18 protein-coding genes are annotated in these 19,254 nt (G+C 36.7%); 3 read left to right on the top strand and 15 right to left on the bottom strand.

Annotation, left to right across the window (positions count from 1 at the left end; all coding sequences use genetic code 11):
- Nucleotide 1: 1 nt before the first annotated feature.
- From AC3RVG_RS15850 to AC3RVG_RS15790, 13 genes are all read right to left on the bottom strand, one after another.
- Complete coding sequence (locus tag AC3RVG_RS15850) at nt 2-355, bottom strand: hypothetical protein (RefSeq protein ID WP_489692455.1); 354 nt, start codon at nt 353-355, stop codon at nt 2-4.
- Nucleotides 356-1,309 carry a signal recognition particle-docking protein FtsY gene (gene ftsY, locus AC3RVG_RS15845; protein ID WP_489692454.1) on the bottom strand — a complete coding sequence of 318 codons (954 nt, stop codon included), beginning with the start codon at nt 1,307-1,309 and terminating at the stop codon, nt 356-358. It lies immediately after the preceding gene.
- A 218-nt stretch (nt 1,310-1,527) separates the two neighbouring features.
- Complete coding sequence (locus AC3RVG_RS15840; protein ID WP_489692453.1) at nt 1,528-1,680, bottom strand: DUF4295 domain-containing protein; 153 nt, start codon at nt 1,678-1,680, stop codon at nt 1,528-1,530.
- 8 nt (nt 1,681-1,688) lie between these two features.
- A complete protein-coding gene (gene rpmG, locus AC3RVG_RS15835) occupies nt 1,689-1,871 on the bottom strand; it encodes a 50S ribosomal protein L33 (RefSeq protein WP_014782808.1) in 183 nt (60 codons plus the stop codon).
- Between the two features lie 27 nt (nt 1,872-1,898).
- Nucleotides 1,899-2,138 (bottom strand): 50S ribosomal protein L28, encoded by a 240-nt coding sequence (gene rpmB / locus AC3RVG_RS15830; RefSeq protein WP_014782807.1) that lies wholly within the window; start codon nt 2,136-2,138, stop codon nt 1,899-1,901.
- A gap of 76 nt (nt 2,139-2,214) precedes the next feature.
- Nucleotides 2,215-3,462: a CinA family nicotinamide mononucleotide deamidase-related protein gene (locus AC3RVG_RS15825; protein ID WP_489692452.1), complete on the bottom strand. Its 1,248-nt coding sequence runs from the start codon at nt 3,460-3,462 to the stop codon at nt 2,215-2,217.
- A 1-nt stretch (nt 3,463) separates the two neighbouring features.
- Nucleotides 3,464-3,805 (bottom strand): Hpt domain-containing protein, encoded by a 342-nt coding sequence (locus AC3RVG_RS15820; RefSeq protein WP_489692451.1) that lies wholly within the window; start codon nt 3,803-3,805, stop codon nt 3,464-3,466.
- Between the two features lies 1 nt (nt 3,806).
- A complete protein-coding gene (locus AC3RVG_RS15815; protein ID WP_489692450.1) occupies nt 3,807-4,418 on the bottom strand; it encodes a fumarylacetoacetate hydrolase family protein in 612 nt (203 codons plus the stop codon).
- Nucleotides 4,419-4,425: 7 nt separating this feature from the next.
- Entirely contained in the window at nt 4,426-5,199 is a 774-nt protein-coding gene (locus AC3RVG_RS15810) for an exonuclease domain-containing protein (protein ID WP_489692449.1), read from the bottom strand.
- A gap of 112 nt (nt 5,200-5,311) precedes the next feature.
- A complete protein-coding gene (locus AC3RVG_RS15805) occupies nt 5,312-6,625 on the bottom strand; it encodes a dihydrolipoamide acetyltransferase family protein (protein ID WP_489692448.1) in 1,314 nt (437 codons plus the stop codon).
- A 97-nt stretch (nt 6,626-6,722) separates the two neighbouring features.
- Nucleotides 6,723-7,844, bottom strand: a complete 1,122-nt coding sequence (locus AC3RVG_RS15800; protein WP_489692447.1) for a glycosyltransferase family 2 protein — start codon at nt 7,842-7,844, stop codon at nt 6,723-6,725.
- Nucleotides 7,845-7,847: 3 nt separating this feature from the next.
- Nucleotides 7,848-8,468: a recombination mediator RecR gene (gene recR, locus AC3RVG_RS15795; RefSeq protein WP_489692446.1), complete on the bottom strand. Its 621-nt coding sequence runs from the start codon at nt 8,466-8,468 to the stop codon at nt 7,848-7,850.
- An 86-nt stretch (nt 8,469-8,554) separates the two neighbouring features.
- Nucleotides 8,555-11,044, bottom strand: coding sequence for a T9SS type A sorting domain-containing protein (locus AC3RVG_RS15790; protein WP_489692445.1), 2,490 nt, complete (start codon nt 11,042-11,044; stop codon nt 8,555-8,557).
- Between the two features lie 134 nt (nt 11,045-11,178).
- Between AC3RVG_RS15790 and AC3RVG_RS15785 the strand changes: the two genes are divergently transcribed.
- On the top strand, nt 11,179-12,624 hold the full coding sequence (locus tag AC3RVG_RS15785) for a sodium:solute symporter (protein ID WP_489692444.1): 1,446 nt from the start codon (nt 11,179-11,181) through the stop codon (nt 12,622-12,624).
- On the opposite strand, the gene AC3RVG_RS15780 is transcribed toward AC3RVG_RS15785, so the two are convergent.
- Together AC3RVG_RS15780 and AC3RVG_RS15775 are read right to left on the bottom strand one after the other, a co-directional pair.
- Nucleotides 12,595-12,954, bottom strand: coding sequence for a CoA-binding protein (locus AC3RVG_RS15780; RefSeq protein WP_489692443.1), 360 nt, complete (start codon nt 12,952-12,954; stop codon nt 12,595-12,597). The genes AC3RVG_RS15785 and AC3RVG_RS15780 overlap by 30 nt on opposite strands.
- 421 nt (nt 12,955-13,375) lie before the next feature.
- A complete protein-coding gene (locus tag AC3RVG_RS15775) occupies nt 13,376-14,383 on the bottom strand; it encodes a 3-oxoacyl-ACP synthase III family protein (protein WP_489692442.1) in 1,008 nt (335 codons plus the stop codon).
- Nucleotides 14,384-14,520: 137 nt separating this feature from the next.
- Between AC3RVG_RS15775 and AC3RVG_RS15770 the strand changes: the two genes are divergently transcribed.
- On the top strand, nt 14,521-16,974 hold the full coding sequence (locus AC3RVG_RS15770) for an alpha/beta hydrolase family protein (RefSeq protein ID WP_489692441.1): 2,454 nt from the start codon (nt 14,521-14,523) through the stop codon (nt 16,972-16,974).
- A gap of 372 nt (nt 16,975-17,346) precedes the next feature.
- Entirely contained in the window at nt 17,347-19,242 is a 1,896-nt protein-coding gene (htpG, locus tag AC3RVG_RS15765) for a molecular chaperone HtpG (RefSeq protein ID WP_489692440.1), read from the top strand.
- Nucleotides 19,243-19,254 lie beyond the last annotated feature (12 nt).

Here is a 19,254-nt window from a genome sequence, read left to right as displayed (position 1 = left end):
TTTAGCCTCCGTAAGGATTGAAACTATCGAAAAAAGTGAGAAGACTGCTTTGCGAAAGATGAAAAAGCAGAATTAATATTATATAAAAAATTACATGTCCTTTTTTGAAATATTTCTTATTTAGAAAATAAACCCCTAAAATAAGTAATCCCAAAAGAAACGGAATAAAAGACAAATAAGGAAAAGCAATAGATTTATATAAATCTATTGGCATCAAAGGATTTGGCACCGATTTTATGAAATATCGAATAATATTAAAACCATGATAACCAGTAAGAATTCCCACATAACCTACTAAGAGTATTAGTATATATTGAAAAAGTTTGCTGGGTTTTTGAGTTTCTTTAGCTTCCATTTATTTAAAGAATGAATCTACAAATTCATGTTTGTTGAACACTTGAAGATCTTCCATTCGTTCGCCAACGCCAATATATTTTACAGGTATCTGAAACTGATCGCTAATGCCTATAACCACGCCACCTTTTGCCGTACCATCAAGTTTCGTGACAGCTAGTGAAGTAACTTCGGTTGCAGCGGTAAATTGTTTGGCTTGTTCAAAGGCATTTTGGCCGGTAGATCCGTCCAAAACCAAAAGCACATCGTGCGGTGCATCTGGAATAACCTTTTGCATTACACGCTTCACCTTTGTAAGCTCGTTCATTAAATTTACTTTATTGTGAAGTCGGCCAGCTGTGTCTATAATAACCACATCTGCATTTTGAGTTACTGCGCTTTGTAAAGTATCAAAAGCAACACTTGCAGGATCACTACCCATACTTTGCTTAACAATTGTTACATCGGTACGGTCTGCCCAAATCTGGAGTTGATCAATAGCTGCCGCACGAAAAGTGTCTGCAGCTCCCAAAACTACTGTTTTCCCGGATTTTTTAAATTGATAGGCAAGTTTACCAATAGTTGTTGTTTTACCTACGCCGTTTACGCCAACAACCATAATAACGTATGGTTTTTTGTTTTGAGGAATTTCAAACTCAGTTGCATTTCCCGAATCAATTTCACTTAAAAGTCCTGCAATTTCCTCGCGGAGAATTTTATTCAATTCATCGGTTCCCAAAAATTTATCTCTGGAAACTCTTTCTTCAATTCTAGTAATTATTTTGAGAGTTGTATTTACGCCAACGTCACTGGAAACTAAAATTTCTTCAAGATTATCTAGAACGTCAACATCAACTTTGCTTTTTCCGGCAACAGCTTTACTTAGCTTATCGAAAAAGGAAGTTTTGGATTTTTCAAGTCCTTTATCGAGCGTTTCTTTTTTCTCTTTCGAAAATATTTTTTTAAATAGACTCATGGTTTTGTGTTCAGTGGTACGTAATCAATAATCAGTAAAATTAGTTGATTTTTTCACTTAAACAAAGTTTCAAACTTTGTCAAATTTTAAAATTTACGATTGCATTGTTATTTTCAGGGAAAACGATCTCAACCATTTGCTCTGAAAGTGATGAATTGGTAGCAATACGAAAAGCCACCTTCGTAAAAAAGTGGCTTTATCTTAATATTTTAAGCTGGTTATTTTTTGTTCAACCAGTCGTTTACCAATTCTGGGGCCATAATAGCTTCAGAAAATGTATATGCCCCTGATTTTGGCGATTTAACCATTTTTATTGCTTTGGATAAACGCTTTGAACCTGTTTGTAACGATGCTACTGATTTCTTTGCCATGACTTATATTATTTAATCTCTTTATGAACCGTCATTTTCTTAAGAATAGGGTTGAATTTCTTCAACTCCATTCTATCCGGTGTATTCTTTTTGTTTTTGGTAGTGATGTAACGAGAAGTTCCAGCTTGTCCAGACTCCTTGTGCTCAGTGCACTCCAAAATTACTTGTACTCTATTTCCTTTTTTAGCCATTGTAATAGACTTTATTGATTAGTGCAATTATTTAGTTAAAAAGCCTTTTTCGCGAGCTTCTTTCATAACCGCAGAAATACCTTTTTTATTGATGTCTTTTATAGCAGAAGCCGAAACACGAAGGGTTACCCACTTATCTTCTTCTGGGATATAAAAACGCTTTTTCAGCAAGTTTACATCAAACTTACGTTTGGTTTTATTCATTGCGTGCGATACGTTATTCCCAACCATCGCTTTCTTTCCGGTAAGTTCACAAACTCTTGACATTCCTTAACCTTTTTAGTTATTTTTAAAACAGGGTGCAAATTTAAGTAATTCTTTTGTTATGCACAACAAAAGAAAATTAGTTTTTTGATATTTCTTTTAGAAGTATCTCAAAGGCCTTATTTATAGACTTTTCAATAACACGATAACGGTCATTTCCAAAGTTGAATTTCTCTGAAATCACTCCTTTGGGCGAAGCAATAGCAATGCATACCGTGCCAACTTCATCTTTTCCGTCGCCTTTTGTGGGACCAGCAATTCCGGTAGTTGCAATTGCATAATCTGTATTAAAAAGTTTGCAACAATTAATAGCCATACTTTCTGCTACTTCTATACTTACAACAGTATATTCTTTAATTAGAGAAGCTGGAACGCCAAGAAGCTTAGTTTTTAGCTCAGTTTTATACGGAATTATACTTCCTGATAAAAAAGTAGATGCGCCAGCTTCAGCAATAATGTGTTGCACTATCGCTCCACCCGTGCAGCTTTCTGCCAAACTTAAAGTCTGATTTTTATCATTGAGAATATGTGCTATTCTGCCAACAATACTAGTTTCATCTTCAAAGCCTACTGCAATGTCTGCAAGCATTTCGTTTAAAACCGCCATTTGCGAGTCGATACTATCTTTTAGGAACTTTTCGTCCTTTCCTGAGGAAGACAACCGCAAACGCACCTTTCCTAAAGAAGGCAAATAGGCTAACTTAATATTTTCTGGCAAATTATTTTCCCAATCGGCAATTCTTTCGGCAATTATACTTTCGCCAAGGCCGTATGTTAATAGCGTTTTATGATAAATAAATGGTCTGCTAAAACGGCTTATAATCTTGGGCAATACTTCATCTTGCAACAGATTTTTCATTTCGTAAGGAACGCCAGGCAGAGACACAAAGACTACTCCGTCTTTCTCCATCCACATTCCCGGTGCTGTGCCGTGCAGATTTGTTAAAATAGTGGCTTTCGATGGAACCATTGCTTGTTGGAAATTTGCAGGCAAAGGTTTGTTGAGATTATATCTCTTAAAAAGTTGCTCAATATTCTGCAGCACTTCTTTATTCTCAACCAAAACATCGTCGAAAAAATCGCAGAAAGTCTGTTTTGTAATATCGTCTTTCGTGGGACCTAATCCGCCGGTAATTATAACGAGATCGGCGTGTTGCTTAGCATCTTTAAAAGCTTGCAATATATGGTCGCAGTCATCTTGTATTGAAGTAATTTGATAAACCTTTACCCCTACTTTGTTCAGCTCTTTTGAAATATGAGCTGAATTTGTATCAATAATTTGGCCGATGAGAATCTCATCGCCGATAGTAATAATTTCTGCAAGCATATTATAATTGGAAATCTTTTCTCAACTCCTCAAACACAAGGTTTAAAGTGGAAACCACGTTTTCCAAGTGTGGAAGAACTGTAGCTTTATTTTTAGACGTTTTGGACCACGCTTCAATGCTCGTGATATCTTTTAGCGCATCTATACCGAACATTTCAATGTTCGGCTTCATTTTATGGGCAAATTGATATGCCAATTCTCTATTCTCGTTTTCTATGGCTTCTTTCATAGAATTTAAATCTGGCGGAATTTCATCTAGAAATGTCTGCGCCAATATCTGCAAAAAATCCTGATCTCCATCAGCGATTTCACTCAGATTCTCCTTTTCATAATATTTAGTCATCTTATTTTACTTTTATGGAAAACATTTCTGTTTCACCTATATAACCCGTTAATACATCATCGGTCTCAACTCTCCCAACACCTGCGGGCGTTCCGGTAAAGATAATATCCCCAATTTTTAGTGTGAAATATTTCGAAATATATTCGATTAACGCATCAATTTTCCACATCATCAGCATAGAATTACCCTTTTGAACGGTTAATCCATTGCGTTTCAGGCTGAAATCGATACTATTTATGTCTTTAAATTCTTCTTTTTTGATGAAATTTCCTATAACCGCAGCTCCATCAAATGATTTTGCCTTTTCCCAAGGCAATCCATTTTCCTTCAATTTAAGCTGTAAATCTCTAGCAGTAAAGTCTATCCCCAAACCAATTTCGTCATAATATTTATGTGCGAATTTTTGATCAATGTGCTTTCCAATTTTGTTGATGCGAACCAACAATTCTACTTCGTGCTGTACATCATTTGAAAATTCTGGAATAAAGAACGGTTGCTTCTTTAATAATATTGCGGTGTCCGGTTTTAAAAAGATAATGGGCTCGGTAGGTTTGGCGTTATCGAGTTCTTTTATATGATCGGCATAATTTCGACCAATGCAGATTATTTTCATCTTGCAATTAAAATTTTGTGTTTAACTTTTGAAGTCGGATACGTGTTAATACCTGTTTGGTATAGAGTGGAAAATCAGCATTGAGCAACCATCCATAATAGCCAGAATCCTTTTCAAGAATTTCTGTTACCACACTTCCTTTATATTTTCCGAAGGAGAAAACCTCAACACCTTCCTCATTATAGCCTATAAAACCAGCAAAATCGGCATGGTCTCTGTGAGAACTAAAATCGGCCAAAAAATTTACATCGTTTTCGAGCTCGCTATATTTGTCTAATTGCGACTTTAAAACTTCGTAGGTAGCATTTGTATCTGCAGCTGCACTGTGTGCATCTTTTAAATCTTTGTTACAATAAAACTTATAGGCTGCTTCCAAAGTACGTTTTTCCATTTTGTGAAAAATAGTTTGTACATCTACAGACAGCGCTTTTTTCATATCAAAATCTACCTCCGCACGAAGCAATTCTTCTGCTAGTAACGGAATATCAAAACGATTGGAGTTAAAACCACCCAAATCGCAGTCTTTTATCAAAGCGTAAACTTGAGGCGCAAGATCTTTGAACGTAGGCTCGTTTGCAACCATTGCATCCGTAATTCCGTGTATTTCGGTAGATCCTGCAGGAATGGACATTTCAGGATTAACGCGCCACGTATGACTTTCCTTGTTACCGTTAGGATATACTTTTAGGATAGCAATTTCTACGATTCTATCTTTAGCCACATTAATTCCTGTGGTTTCAAGATCGAAAAAGCAGATTGGTTTTTTTAAGTTAAGTTCCATTGTATTATTTTAAAAAGGCAAAGATACCTCTTATTCAAACTTTGAAAAAAGGTTAAAACTGAAAAGAGGATTTTGAGTCTCAAAATCCTCTTTTTCAATATTTTATATAATTTTAAATTTCTCGATTTACATCCCAAGCTTCCAAATAATCGGCTACTTGTTTTACAAATTGTCCACCCAAAGCACCGTTTACAACTCTGTGGTCATAACTGTGCGAAAGGAACATTTTAAAGCGAATTCCTATAAAATCACCCTCTGGAGTTTCAATAACCGCAGGCACTTTACGAATGGCGCCCAAAGCCAAAATACCCACTTGAGGTTGGTTGATAATTGGTGTACCCATAATACTTCCGAAGGTCCCCACATTAGTAACAGTGTAGGTTCCACCCTGAATATCGTCTGGTTTCAGTTTGTTTTCACGAGCTCTACTTGCAAGATCGTTCACCGCTTTACTCATTCCAAGTAAATTTAACTGATCTGCATTTTTAATTACAGGAACAATCAAGTTACCATCGGGAAGTGCCGCAGCCATTCCAAGGTTTATATTTTTACGTTTTATGATGTTATTACCATCAACGGCAATATTCATCATTGGGAAGTCTTTTAGGGCTTTTGCCACAGCTTCCATAAATATTGGGGTAAAAGTTAAATTCTCTCCTTCACGTTTTGCGAAAGCTCCTTTTACTTTATTTCTCCAATTCCAAACGTTAGTAACATCGCATTCCACAAACGACTGAACGTGCGCAGAAGTTTGCGTACTTTCCACCATGTGGTGTGCTATAAGTTTGCCCATTCGGGTCATTTCTGTAACCTCATCGCCGTTACTAAGTGAAACAGCAGCTTTTGGTTTTGCAGTTTCCTGTTTTTTGGTTTCAACAACCTTTTGTGGTTGCTCAGCGCTCGAAGTTTGTTTTGCCGTAGAACGATTTTCAACATATGCTAAAATATCGTTTTTGGTAACGCGACCATCTTTCCCAGTGCCTGCTATTGCATCAAGTTCAGATTGTGCAATACCTTCAGCGGCAGCTATATTTTTAACTAATGGCGAATAGAAACGATCTCCTGTGTTTTCTATTGCCGTTTGTGTAGATTCTTTTGCAGTATCAACATGTTGTTCAACTTGTTTAACTACTTCTGGTGAAGGGGTGCTTTCGGCTACAGATTTTTCTGTGTCGTTATTTCCACCTTCAGTTTCAATTATGGCAATGGTTTGCCCCACTTGCACCACATCATCAACGTTAAAAAGTTTTTCAATCAAAACCCCGTCAACTTCACTTGGCACTTCGCTATCTACCTTGTCGGTAGCTATTTCAAGTACCGCCTCATCAGCCTCTATTTTATCTCCTACTTCTTTAAGCCAGTTGGTCAAGGTTGCTTCTGCAACACTTTCGCCCATCTTGGGCAATTTCAATTCAAATTTTGCCATAGTATAATTTCAATATCGAATTTTGTAAGCACTCTCGCGCTCGTTTTAAAACGTTGCAAAATTAGTTAAAATTTGCTCGTTTAGTGTTTCAATTATCTTAAAAAACAACTACTCCGCCCTTTTCGTCGCTTTGATCACTTCCTATTATGAAGTTACAGCCAGTTGGGCGAATGCGGAAGAGATTGTTTTTGCCTTTTAGCTGTTTCATTATTCTGAAAATTTCATTGTAAGAAATATATTCAACATCAAAAACTAATAGACTGTTTTCTAGCACAATTAGCGTGTGCATGTTTTTTGATACCATCTGAAAAACGGTTGCCGTACTCGCCGAGAGATTCTCGAGCAGCTCAATGTTTTCAGTGAAAAAATAGTTTCTTTCAAGCTTCGGCTGCATATTTACATTTGCTTCCGAAGAAAACCTTCGCATTGTTTTGGCCAAAGCCACACCTGCAGAAACCGAACTTTCCAAAAAGAAGTTTTTATTGAAATGTTTTCCGTAAAAAATCTGCATCGCACCGTAAAAACGTTCAAAATACGCATCGTCCTTTTTGGTGCTTTCACCTTTATAGTGCAGGACTGTCGTGCTTCCTAAGTAATGATTATTATATCCGGCTTGGGTTATTTTATAAGACAAATCTATGTCTTCTCCATACATAAAATAGTCTTCATCAAATCCTCCTACCTCGTTGTAAATACTTCTTTTAAGAAACATAAAAGCGCCAACAAGCACATCTACGGGACCGTGTTCTGTTTCTGAAAATTGATTGGCGTAATATTTTTTAGTGAAGCCTGTTAATTTTAAAAGAGAAACTTTTGGCGTAGGAAGGTTGCGTTTGCTTTCGGAAAGGAAATTACCCGTCCCGTCCATTAAATAAACTCCTAAAGCGCCAATATCTGCAATGCTTTCAGAATATTTTAAAGCTTGTTGAAAAGTATCTTCTGCAACCGCAGTATCAGGATTTAAAATACAAACATATTCGCCTTTTGCAATAGCAACGGCTTGGTTGTTTGCTTTACTGAAACCCACATTTTCTTTATTTTCAATCAAAACCACTTTCGGGAAATGGGTTTTGACCATTTGGCAACTATCGTCCTTGGAGTCGTTATCTATTACAATAATTTCAGCATCCAGATTTTCAATTGCTTTTTGGACAGAAAGAATGCATTGTTCTAAAAAATAACGCACATTATAATTAAGAATAACAACGGATAGTTTCAAGGATTAAGTGTTTTTAAGTGAAGTTTCAAATGGAACACGATGCAGGATACTTCGCCCTAGGGTAACCTCATCTGCATATTCAAGTTCATCACCAACGGCAATACCACGTGCAATTGTAGTGGTTGTAATATTGTAGGGCTCTATCTGTTTATAAATGTAAAAATTGGTAGTATCGCCTTCCATAGTTGAGCTAAGTGCGAAAATAAGTTCGCGAACGCTTCCTGCTTTCACTTTTTCAACAAGAGACGGAATGCTTAAATCGCCAGGTCCAATGCCATCCATTGGCGATATTTTTCCACCTAAAACGTGATAATGACCACGATACTGGCTCGTATTTTCAATAGCCATAACATCGCGTATGTCTTCCACCACGCAAACCAGTTGTTCGTCGCGACGTGGATTGGCGCAAATTTCGCAAAGTTTTGAGTCGCTAATATTGTGGCAGTTTTCGCAAAAATTTATCTCTTCGCGCACTTTTACCAAACTACCAGCTAATTTTTGTGATTGCTCCTTGGGTTGTTTTAATAAATGTAACACCAAACGCAAGGCAGTCCGTTTTCCAATTCCTGGGAGCTGGGACATCTCATTTACTGCATTCTCAAGAAGTTTTGAAGAAAATTCCATAGCCTAATTCCTGCTGCGAAGTTATAAAAAAAATGCTTCAGAAAAAGATGTTTTTCCTGAAGCATTTCTAGTATAAAAAATTGTTTTTAGTTTATAAGAAGCTTTTTAGTTGCTGTTCCTTCTTCACTATTAATACGAACAAAATAAGTTCCAGTAGTAAGTGCTGAAACATTAAACGCATGCTTGTTTGAAGCTAAAGCTTCTGCTTCATAAATAAGCAGTTTTCCAGTAATATCAAAAATTCTTACTTCAACTTTCATTGCTTTTGGCAAAGCGATAGTAAATTCAGAAGATGCAGGATTCGGATATATTGAAACATTACTTTCAGAAATTCTATCTTCAACCCCAGCAATTGCAGATACTAAAGGAGAAGACCATAATCCTCTACCATAAGTTCCAGCATAAAGCAAACCATCAACATTGTTTATTTCTAACTCATTTACATATACGTTAGGCAATAAGTTGCTATATGGCTGCCAATCTGTGAATGTGTTGTCTATATAATAGATTCCATAATCCATTCCTAAATAAAGACCGTCTTGGCCATTATCGTCCCACACTACAGCGAAAGCACTGAAGTCTGGAAGGTTCTTTTTATAATTAATCCAGGTTTCACCACCATCTATTGAAACCAATACGCGATTAGTAGCACCTACCGCTACTGCTATTTTATCGGGATTTGTTGGATGAATAGCGATTGAATTTATGGTTCCGCCCGGGCTAGTTGCCTGAACCCAATCTGTAGCTCCTCCATCAGTAGTTTTATAAAGAAAAACTGATCGTGAGGCATATATTACTTGGTTGTTAGAAGGAGCTATTTTTAAGTTATCTAAATTCGCTCCAAGATTTTGTGAAATTGCCGTCCAGCTGGTTCCAAATGTTGTTGACTTATAAACAATATTATAGCCTACATAAATTACACCATTATCTGTAGGATCTTGTTCAAAAGGTGTAACCCAGTTTCCTGATCCACTACCTGGTTCGTTAAGACCTGTATATGAATTTCCGCCATTACTGGAACGATACATTTGTCCGCCTTGTGAAGTCCCGAAAAACATATTATTATTTGCTTTATCTACAAATGATTCCATTCCATCTGCGCCCAACCAGTCTTTCCATTCTGTGGCAGCTTTGTAAAAAGAAGTACCGTTATCCTGTGCACCTCCTGAAACAATAACATCTGCGGTTTGTGACACACCAATTTTATAAAATTGACGTATTCCAAGACCATCTGTTAAGTCTTCGTAATAATTTGCGCTAACCGTTCCTGTGTTTGCTGCTTTATATACACCTCCATCAGTAACTGCAAATAATGTAGTTCCATAAAATTGAAGATCATCCACATCTGCGTGGCAATAGCCTATATTTTGTGAAGCGGCATTTCCAGGTACCCAATCTGAGGTACAAGAAAAGTCAACACCACCATTGGTTGAACGCCAAGTTAGAATTCCTGCAATGTGTACTTCATTTACATCGGTTGGATTTACAGCAATAGCCATATCTCGTGGAGCTTGTCCGTTATTATCGTTACCACTAGTGCTATAACCAAAAAAGTTAAGGCCTCCGTGATTCAATTTTGTAAAAGAGTCTCCTACATCGCTTGAAGTGTAAAAACCACCGAATCTACCGCCCGAAGCCTCTAACACATAAACTACATCTGCATCATCTTCAGAAACCCCAATCATTTTAGGTCCAGAAGCAAAACCACCTATTGTAGTAAAGGTTGCCCCTCCATCAATAGATTTATGGAAACCTGTTCCTGTAGCATAAACAACTGAAAGATCGCCAGGTTTAAATTCAATATCATAGCCTCTGTTATCAGTTACTGGCTTCACCCAATTTATTCCTCCATCTGTAGAACGATAAACACCTGCATTGTCTGCGGAAGCAAACATCATACTAGTATCAGCAGGGTTAATTAATATTTTGTTTACGTTACTATTCCCTATGGTTCCTAAAAGCGCCCAAGTTGCTCCTGCATCTGTAGATTTATAAATACTACCGTTAGTTGAACCAAAAAAGTACGTATCAGAATTTGAAGGATCAATAGCCACTGAATAAACCGAAAGATTCGAAAAATAATCGCTTAGCGGTGTCCAAGTTTGTGCACCATCTGTTGTGCTCCAAACACCACCTGTGTTTGCTCCAACAATCATATGATCTGGATCTCCTTCATCAATTGCAAGGCCAGTAATTCTACCCACTCCAGGATTCCATCCAGAAGTTGCGTTCCATGATGTTGGTCCTAATTCTTGCCAATTATCGGTAAGAACACGTCTGTTAGACGCTGTTTCGTTTAGATAAGCATTCCATTGTTGAAGTTCATTTAAGCGTTCTTGGTTTGAGGGAAGATATCCATCTTCTTTTACTCTGCGCAACGCATTGTACTCCCATCTTTTAAATTGTTTGTAACCTGTTCCTCTGCCTTTGTCTGTATTAGCAAAGTAAGTTTCAGCACTGTCTATAACATCTTGCACCTTATAGGTACCGGCATCAATCATTTGTAGATATTCTTGTGCCTGACTGGCAAAAGAACCCAATAATAATGTAAAAATTAAGAGTAATTTAAAACGCATTTTTTTAAGTTTAAGGGAGTTATACAATTTTTTCAATCAAAGATTTCAAATGTATTAAAAATAAAAATTGTGGGGTAAGCATTCTTTGTATTTTTACCCGAATTAAATTTCCTAACCATTAGCATCTAAATTTTATGCAACCATTACATATACTGCTACTTATTCTTGCTTACTTTTTAGTTCTAATACTAATTTCCTATTTCACGAATAAGGGTGGTAGTAATGCCGATTTCTTCAAGGCAGGCAAACAGTCGCCTTGGTATTTAGTAGCTTTTGGAATGATTGGCGCGTCGCTTAGCGGGGTAACATTTATATCTGTTCCTGGATGGGTGGAAGCTTCAAAATTTAGCTATTTTCAAGTGGTTTTGGGATACATAGTGGGTTATGCAGTTATCGGAACTGTACTTTTGCCATTGTATTACCGATTAAACTTGACTTCAATTTATAGTTACTTAGAAGGAAGATTCGGTAATGCTTCGTATAAAACAGGGGCAAGTTTCTTTTTGCTTTCAAGAGTAGTTGGTGCCAGCTTTAGATTATATTTAGTAGCTGTAGTATTACAAAGTTTAATCTTCGACGACCTCAACATTCCTTTCTGGGTTACTGTAACCATTACAATATTATTGATTTGGCTTTATACCTTTAAAAGCGGAATAAAAACCATCGTTTGGACAGATACGCTGCAAACTCTCTTTATGCTTGTAGCGGTTGGAGTTTCTGTATATTTTGTTTCCACAGATTTGGGCCTTTCAGGAAGTGATCTTTTCACTTTTATTGCAGATAGCGATATGAGCCAGATTTTCTTTTTTGACGATTGGAAATCGAGCGATTATTTTGTGAAACAGTTCCTTAGCGGAGCTTTTATAGCTATTGTAATGACTGGTTTAGATCAAGATATGATGCAGAAAAACCTAACCTGCCGCAACCTGAAAGATGCACAGAAAAATATGTTTTGGTTTACTATTGTACTTACCATCGTGAATTTTGTGTTTTTGGTTCTTGGATTATTACTAACCGTTTATGCTTCTCAAAACGGAATTGACGCCCACAAAGACCAATTGTACCCAATACTCGCAATGCAAAATGAATTTGGAATTGGCGTTGCAGTGCTGTTTATTTTAGGATTGATTGCCGCGGCATATAGCAGTGCCGATAGCGCATTAACGGCGCTAACCACTTCTTTTAGTATAGATATTTTAGATATTGAAAAGAGATACGACGAAGCAAAGCAAATACGTGTCCGCAAACTAATTCACATATTGGTTTCTGTTCTTTTGATTGTCGTAATAATATTCTTCAAATATGTTATTGCCGATGAATCTGTAATTGCAAAACTATTTGTATTTGCTGGCTATACGTATGGTCCACTCTTGGGACTTTATGCGTACGGACTTTTCACAAAATGGAATGTGAAAGACAAACTCGTTCCCGTAGTAGCAATATTGACGCCGTTTGTAGGCTATGCAATTAGTGCCTTAAGCCTAGCATACTTGAATTTTGAATTCGGATTTTTTATACTTATTTTGAATGGTGCGCTTACGTTTTTCGGCTTAATATTGATTCGTACCCAAAAGAACTAAGGTGCAAGCTACTTCGCTTTCAATATTATTTTTTTTAAGAATTTCATAAAATTCAGGATTCTCTGTGCCGGGATTAAAAATAACACGCGCTGGTTTTAGTGAGACTATATAATCGTAATATTCCACTTGGCGCTTGGCGTTTAAATAAAGTGTTACTGTATCAATAGCTTCAAGCGGTTGCTTTTCTGTAATAATAGAAACACCTGCAACTTCACCTTGTTTTAAACCAATTGCTACAACGGGATGTCCGTATTTTACTAATCTGTTGATAGCTATGTTTGAATATCGTCCGGGATTAAGGCTGGCGCCAAGTACTAATGTGTTCTTCATTTCAAATATTTTTTTATGAAAAATACAATTCTACCTTTCAAGATTTCACAAAGATTCGTTAAAATGAAAAATCGCATGAAACAATTGTAACTTTTATACGTCTATGTAGTAGTTAGAGTTATTGTTCTTTACTGCGACAATTTTACGTTGATGGTTAGTGTTAATTATAGCAGTAAAGATTCAAACCCGGAGCAAATGCTTCGGGTTTGTTTGTTTAATACCAACTGTGTTATTGTTGTGTTAAATGACGGTTTGTAGTGAAACTATTATGTGTTTTAATCTGTCTATATATTAGATACCTAAAATTTCATTTTATAATTTATTTGAATTAGCCTTTAACGAATTATACCTTTTTTAGGTAAAAGAAAAGCCTTTCAGTTTTACTGAAAGGCTTTCTTTATTTTATCTGTTCTGAAGTGTTTTACCACCTAATTATGGCGCTTCCCCACGTAAATCCACTTCCAAAGGCTGCCAAAACAACCAAATCGCCTTCCTTAATTTTTCCTTCTTCCCAAGCTTCTGTAAGTGCAATAGGAATGGAAGCGGCCGTTGTGTTTCCGTATTTTTGAATATTATTGAAAACTTGGTCGTCTGTCAATTTCAATTTATGTTGAATAAACTGCGAAATACGCAAATTAGCCTGATGCGGAATAAGCATATCAATATCTTTCACTTCAAGATTATTGGCTTCTAAACCTTCTTTAATTACTTCTGAAAAACGAACAATGGCGTGTTTAAAAACAAACTGCCCATTCATTACCGGATAATATGGAATATCTTCTTGCGGATTTTCAGCTATAATTTGTGGCACCCAATGCTCTGTGCTGGGGCCTTTAAGCGAAAGTTCGTTTTTATGTTGTCCTTCGCTATGAAGGTGTGTTGAAAGAATGCCTCCTTTTTCATTTTCATTTCTCGAAACCACTACAGCTCCTGCGCCATCACCAAAAATAACCGATACATTTCTACCTCGCGTAGTAAAATCGAGTCCGCCGCTGTGGTTTTCGCTACCAATTACTAAAACGTTTTTATACATTCCTGTTTTCACAAATTGATCTGCTACCGACAAAGCATATATAAAACCGCTGCATTGATTACGAACATCCAAAGCAGGAATGGTGCGCATTCCCATCATTTCCTGTACTTCTACCCCGCCGCCCGGAAAATACATATCTGGACTCAATGTGGCAAAAACAATCATATCAATATCATTTGGCACAAGCTTGGCGCGTTCTAAAGCGATTTTTGAAGCCTTTACCGCCATTACCGAAGTAGAATTGCCATCGCCTTTCTTTATATGTCGGCGTTCCTTTATTCCCGTTCTCTCTTGTATCCAAGCGTCATTAGTATCCATCAACTTTGAGAGATCGTCATTAGTAACTATATTTTCGGGCACGTAAGATCCCAAACCAGTAATTTTTGAAGTGTACATTTATTTCAATTTTAAATAGAGTTGAAAGATAAATATATAACTCATTTCAACGAAGTAAAATGTGGTTTATATAGTATGCGCGCATAGCAAATTGATATTACAAATTTTGAATATCTTTAGTCCTTAAAATTTTTAATATGAAAAAAATCATTGCAGTTATCGGGTTCCTTGTCTTGTCTTCAAATTTTGTTGCTCAGGAAAAACTAACCTACCAAAAACCTCCACAAGAAATTTTAGAACTAGTCGATGCTCCTTTAGCACCATCCGTTTGGATTGATAGCAAAGGAGAAAATGTCGTTCTCTTTTATCGCGATGCCTATAAATCAATCGCTGAACTATCCGAGCCAGAGTTACGTCTGGGAGGACTGCGAATAAACCCCAAAACAAACATTGGTAGCCGCACAAGATTTTATAATAATATAATGGTGAAAAAAGCCACCGAAAAAGATGCGCGGCAAGTATCGGGAATCCCCGAAAACCCAAGGATTTCTAGTTTTACCATTTCTCCGAACCAGAAAATGGTTGCATTCTTAAATACTTCGGAAAACGGCGTACATGTTTGGCTTGCAGATATTGAAAAAGGTACTGCCAAACAACTCAGCACTCTAAAAGTAAACGCCAATATGGGCAATCCTATTAATTGGTTTAAAGACGGGGAAGCGCTTTTGGTAAACGTAATTGCGAAGGATAGAAAAGAATTAATAAACACTTCCGAAGCAATTCCCGAAGGACCAACAGTTACAGTTAGTGATGGTGAAAAAGCCCAAAACAGAACCTACCAAGATTTGCTAAGCAGCCCAAACGACGAATACAATTTTGAGCAATTAGCGCTTTCAGAAATAAAGAAGATTTCTGTGGAAGGATCGGTTACCGATTTTCTTCCCACTGCAATGTACGATGATATCGATTTTTCGCCAGACGGAAACTATGTAATGGTGAATTCACTTAAAAGACCCTTCTCTTATATTGTGCCTTACAACCGTTTTCCATTTGAAAGTACTATTTACAGCAGCGACGGAAAACTGATTCAAAAAGTAAATGATGTTCCGTTAAACGAAGTAGAACCAAAAGGTTTTATGGCAACCCGAATGGGGAAACGAAGTATGAATTGGCGCGCAGATAAACCCGCAACTATTTATTGGGCAGAAGCTTTAGATAAAGGCGATCCTGAAATAAAAGTAGATTTTCGCGACGCAGTTTATGAATTGCAAGCTCCTTTCAACGGAAAAGAAAAATTACTTCTGAAAACTATAAACCGTTATTCTGGCATTACCTGGGGCGATGATAAATTAGCAATTGCTAGTGATTATTGGTGGAACGACCGAAACACGAAAAGTTATATTTTTAATCCGTCGAATGCTTCGGAAAAACCAAAGGTTATTTTCGACAGAAATTATCAAGATAAATATAACGATCCGGGGAATTTTGTAACCACCCGAAACGATTTTGACGAACGAGTACTCGAATTAGAAAACGGCAACGCTTTTTTAATGGGCGATGGCTTTTCGGAAAAAGGACAATTTCCTTTTATAGATGAATTCAATCTAAAAACACAGCAAACTAAACGCATCTATCAATCTGAATATACCGATAAATTGGAAAACCTCAATTCGGCAATAGATATGAAGAAAGGGAAAATTTTGGTGCGCATAGAATCGCAGAATGAATACCCAAATTATTACTTCAGAAATATTAAAAAGAAGAACGATTTAACGCCAGTTACTTCTTTTGAAAATCCTTTTAAAAGCATACAAAACGTCCACAAAGAAGTTATTACTTACAAGCGCGATGACGGCTTGGAACTGGAAGGAACTTTGTATCTACCAATTGGTTATGATGTAAAAAAGAAAGAAAAAATGCCGATGATTCTTTGGGCGTATCCACGTGAATTTAAAGATAAAAACAGTGCCTCACAAACCACTACAAACCCAAATGAATTTATTTATCCGTACTACGGATCGCCTATTTATTGGGTAACGCAAGGTTATGTGGTTTTGGACGATGCCGCTTTCCCAATTGTGGGTGAAGGCGATGAGCAACCCAACGATACTTTCAGAACGCAGTTAGTTGGCAATGCAAAAGCTGCCATTGATGCGGTTGATAAAATGGGCTATATTGATAGAAATCGCGTTGGCGTTGGCGGACATTCCTACGGCGCATTTATGGTGGCAAATTTATTAAGCCATTCTAATCTCTTTGCAGCTGGAATTGCGCGAAGTGGCGCTTACAATAGAACATTAACTCCTTTCGGTTTTCAAAGTGAAGAACGCAGCTATTGGGATTCGCCGGAAACATACAACACCCTATCACCTTTTATGCATGCCGACAAAATGAAAAGTCCGTTGTTGCTAATTCACGGCGAAGCAGACAATAATTCGGGTACTTACCCACTGCAAAGTGAGCGCTATTTTAATGCCTTAAAAGGTTTAGGTGCAACGGCTCGATTGGTTATGCTTCCGAAGGAAAGTCATGGCTATAGCGCAAAAGAAAGCGTGCTTCATGTGCTTTGGGAACAAGATCAATGGCTTGATAAATACGTGAAGAACAAAGCCGAAAATGATGTAAAGCTGACCGAAGAAATAAAGAAATAGTTGTAAAAAGAAAAAAGGGCGCAAATTAATGCGCCCTTCTTAAACAACCTAACCAATTAAATAATTGAATATTTTTACTTTTTCATAGCAATTTAATACTCGATTACTTCCTGTAAATATACCACACTTTGTTTAGTCTAATTGTTAAAGGATTAAACAATGTTTTGTTAAAGTTTAGTTGAATTTTTTCATAACTGTTAAACACTCCGTTTAATTCATTTTCCCCCTACCCTTTCATCACTTAAAATTTTCTGTGACAACGTGTCAGCATCCAATCAATTGGTACTTTCTTTGACTATACTAATTCAAGAAAATTAATTTAAGTATAATAAGATTTCCGCCTACGCTGGAATTAAAAACAACACTAAGAAAATGAGCAAAGGAACTATCAATGTATCAGTGGATAATATTTTCCCACTGATAAAAAAGTTTTTATACAGTGATCACGAAATTTTTCTTCGTGAATTAATATCGAACGCTACCGACGCAACTTTAAAAATGAAGCATTTGGCCAACATTGGCGAGGCTGAAGGAGTTGAATACGGTAATCCGATGATTGAATTAAAGTTGGATAAAGAGAAAAAACAACTTCGCATTATAGATCAAGGAATTGGGATGACCAAAGATGAGGTTGAAAAATACATCAACGAAATCGCCTTTTCCGGAGCAGAGGAATTTCTTGAAAAATACAAAGATAAAGATGGTAAAGATGCCGGGATTATTGGGCATTTCGGTCTTGGTTTCTATTCTGCCTTTATGGTTGCAGAAAAGGTAGAAATTATTACAAAGAGTTATAAAGATGAGCCAGCGGTTCATTGGGCTTGTGATGGTTCGCCAGAATTCACTTTAGAAGAAGCAGATAAAAAAGTAAGAGGTACAGAGATTATTCTTCACATTGCTGAAGATTCTACCGAATTTTTGGAAGATAACCGCATCTCAGAATTATTGGTGAAGTATAACAAGTTTATGCCAATCCCAATTAAATTTGGAACACGCACTGAAACCCTTCCAAAGCCTGAAGATGCTAAAGAAGAAGACGAAGCGCCTACTGCGGAAGTTGATAATATTATCAACAATCCAAGTCCGGCTTGGACAAAGCAGCCAACAGAACTTGAAGAGAAAGATTACAATTCATTTTACAGAGAGTTGTACCCGATGCAGTTTGAGGAGCCACTTTTTCACATTCACTTAAATGTAGATTATCCGTTTAATCTTACTGGGATTCTTTATTTCCCGAAGATGAGCAACGATATGAGCATTCAAAAGGATAAAATTCAACTTTATCAAAACCAAGTTTTTGTTACAGATAATGTTGAAGGTATTGTTCCTGAATTTTTAACAATGTTGCGCGGTGTTATTGACAGTCCAGATATTCCATTAAACGTTTCACGAAGCTATTTACAAGCTGACGGTGCAGTTAAGAAAATTGCTAGCTACATAACACGTAAAGTTGCAGATAAGCTGAAAACTCTTTTCAACAACGACCGTGAAGGTTTTGAAAAGAAATGGAACGATATTAAAATTGTAATTGAATACGGAATGTTGACCGAAGATAAATTCTTCGAAAAATCGAAAGATTTTGCACTTTACCCAACGGTTGACAATACATACTTTACTTTTCCAGAATTAAGAGAAAAGATAAAAGATGCGCAGACTGACAAAGATGGTAATCTTGTAATTCTTTATGCCTCTAATAAAGAAGAACAACACAGTTATATTGAAGCAGCCAAAGAAAAAGGTTATGAAGTATTGCTTTTAGATTCACCAATTATTACACATTTACTTCAAAAGGTAGAAGGAAGCGAAGAAAAAATCTCTTTTGTACGTGTAGATAGTGATCACGTTGAAAGCATTATTAAAAAAGACGAAGAGCAGATTTCTAAGCTTTCTGATGAAGAAAAGGAAACTTTGAAAACATTTTTGAAGGGCGTTATTCCGAAGGAAAAATTCAGCGTACAGTTGGAGGCCTTGGATAGCAATGCAAATCCGTTTATAATTACCGAGCCAGAGTTTATGCGAAGAATGAAAGATATGCAGAAAACTGGCGGCGGCGGCGGAATGTTTGGTATGGGAGGCTTCCCCGATATGTATAATTTAATTGTGAACACTAATAATGAACTTATAGGTGAAATTTTGAACACCAAAACCGAAAAGAAAAAAGAACGCTTGGTAAGTCAAGCTCTAGATTTGGCAAGGTTGAGCAAAAATTTATTGAAAGGTGAAGAACTCACAGCTTTTATAAAGCGTAGTTATGAAATGATTAAATAAAAACAAGCATCT

This window comes from Aequorivita sp. IT1282, assembly GCF_058068205.1.
The sequence above is the reverse complement of the archived record's forward strand: the minus strand, read 5'-3'. Positions and strand labels throughout refer to the sequence as shown.